This window comes from Chitinophaga sp., assembly GCF_036566945.1.
Taxonomy (GTDB): Bacteria; Bacteroidota; Bacteroidia; order Chitinophagales; family Chitinophagaceae; genus Chitinophaga.
Window position 1 is genome coordinate 1 of record NZ_DATCVJ010000810.1, and the last position, 2381, is coordinate 2381.

Genomic DNA, 2381 nt, shown 5'->3' on the forward strand with positions numbered 1-2381 from the left:
GCATCAGCGCGTCCCCAGCCACAAATCCCCCTCCCATAGGCCAGCATATCCTCTCTATAAATATTATTCCATGAGGTGTTCAGCCCCAATGTAATATTTCGGCACGCTCCTGACAGGACCTCATAAACAAAATAACTAGACTTTGCTTTATCATAGTATATTGCGTATTTTCCTTCAGGCGAAACGGAAATCATAACAGACCCGTTCAGATTTAATACTACGTCTTTATTATACTTAATCGATTTCAGATAATAAGTTCTCTGTGCAGATGAATTCCAATATGCTTCAAATCCATCTACATCATTGTCGACATGCTCGACAATATATGTATCATTATCACGGCTGCTGGACATAACTGACTCATTCTCCTTGCATACTTTGGTAATATGATGATTATCACGATTCATCACGAATGACTGAACTGACGGTTGTTCGTCATTCATCAATTGAAGTGATTGTAGTTTTGCATCCAAATAGCTCCAAATACGGACTGTGGAACTTTTCGTCTCTGAACTAACTAGCTCTGGCTTCAACCTTCTGATAGAAAAATAAATATACTTTCCACTAATGCTAATCTCAGTATAATCGTCTAGTAGCCATGAATTATCTATTTTTAAGATCGCATTATTCACCAATAAATCTAATCCTGATTCTCCGCGTTCATAGATCCACATAGATTTTCCACCGCCAGTGCTATCTGAAACTACGAATACTACCAAAGTAGCTGCAGCATTCATTTGCATGGCAACCGTCCCCTTACCTTTCCATGCATTAAATAGCCGCCCGCTATTGAGATCCAAAAAACTGACGGACTTAGTACTATCTATAGTATCCTGAGTTTGAAGTACCAAACTTTTACCATCCTCAGTAAAATACGAACTTTTAACAGATGAATATACTTTCTTAAGTCCAGAATGAGTATTATATGTAATAAGGCTATCTGACGTTTTATACTTAAAGCAAATCCATCCGCCTTTACCACCAGCAGAGGTATAGAAAAGTTGAACGTTGGGTATTTTCTCAACATAATCGCTTCCCAACCTGATTACAAATAGCGTATCCTTACCTAAATACGCAGCAGAACGACTGTCTGCTGTAAATTTAACCTCCTTAATGCCTGATAATTTCACCATCCACCGACCCATTTTGTCAGTTACAACGCTAGCAACCTTACTACTCATTGAGTCATTCCTTATAACATAAGAGATGAACGCCCCATTATTAGATATACTGACACCTTCCACATGTGTCCACCTCTTATAAACACAGGTATCTATCACAGGTTTCTGTACTTGTATGGAATTAGAATGAATGTTCGGAATAGCTTTTTGCGCATCGGCTCGTATAACTCCATTCAGGAATGCAGGCAAAAAAAGAATTAAAAATGCGAGTCTATTCATTGGAAAATGTTTGTTGGGCTCGAAAATACGGTGAGATTAAAGATTAAAACCATAAGTTAATAAATGCTAATGAACTCAGATTGCAGTCAAAACAGGCTTTTTACAATACCTATCTTCTTAGTTAAGTTGTATTCTCCAATAACAACTTTGGGCGGATTAAAAATACTACCTACTATACTCATTTACACGAATCAAGGTACCAGATATAAATCAATGCTCAAAAATAATACGATAATGCGTCAATGAGAATAAAAATCTATGGTACGATTTACCTGCGTTTGGTGTAATTAAAGACAAGCACCAATTATTCTTGCTAAAACATTAATAAAATAGTACAATATGAACATCATTGCCTTAAGGGTTTCTGATCGTCGTAAGGGGCGTTTAATAATTGCTATATTGATTTTTATATATTGCTCAAGTCCTGTACTAGGTGTTTCCAATTGTCAGATACAAAAAGTTTCCATATCGGCTAATGACATCCCATTGGAACTGGTTTTCAAGAAAATAAAACAGCAAACAGGCATTGCCATTTACAGCAACCTACCTGAAACAGAATTTAGCGACAAAAAAAAGGTGAGCGTTAACTTCGACCAAACTGAAATTAACGACGTAATGACCTTTTTGCTGGAAGACAAAAAAGATCTGACATTTTCGTTGAGCGATCATAATATCCTCATTTTCAAAAAATCCGACGTCCTTATAAAAAATCCGATTTACCTCATAAAACCCGATACCATATCAAACGCTTTTGATTTGTCCGGAAAAATAGTGGACAAGGATGGTAATCCCATACCTGGAGCGTCCATAAAGCTAAAAAACGATCTTAAACATGGCACTATTTCAAATGCAGATGGAGGATTTCGTTTGTCTGACGTGGAAAAGGGGACCATTGTTGTCTTTAGCTCCATTGGATTTGAATCAAAAGAAGTAATTACAGAGAATAAAAACATTCTTGTTCAGTTGAACACACATACCAAC

The 2381-nt window shown here is 36.8% G+C and carries 2 protein-coding genes; one reads left to right on the forward strand and one right to left on the reverse strand.

Features of this window, described 5'->3' with window-relative positions:
- A partial coding sequence (locus VIP81_RS24515) for a hypothetical protein (RefSeq protein ID WP_331967540.1) occupies positions 1-1400 on the reverse strand: 1400 nt, incomplete at its 3' end.
- Positions 1401-1739: 339 nt separating this feature from the next.
- On the opposite strand from VIP81_RS24515, the gene VIP81_RS24520 reads away from it, so the two are divergent.
- Positions 1740-2381 (forward strand): carboxypeptidase-like regulatory domain-containing protein (locus VIP81_RS24520; protein WP_331967542.1); only part of this gene is annotated, 642 nt, incomplete at its 3' end.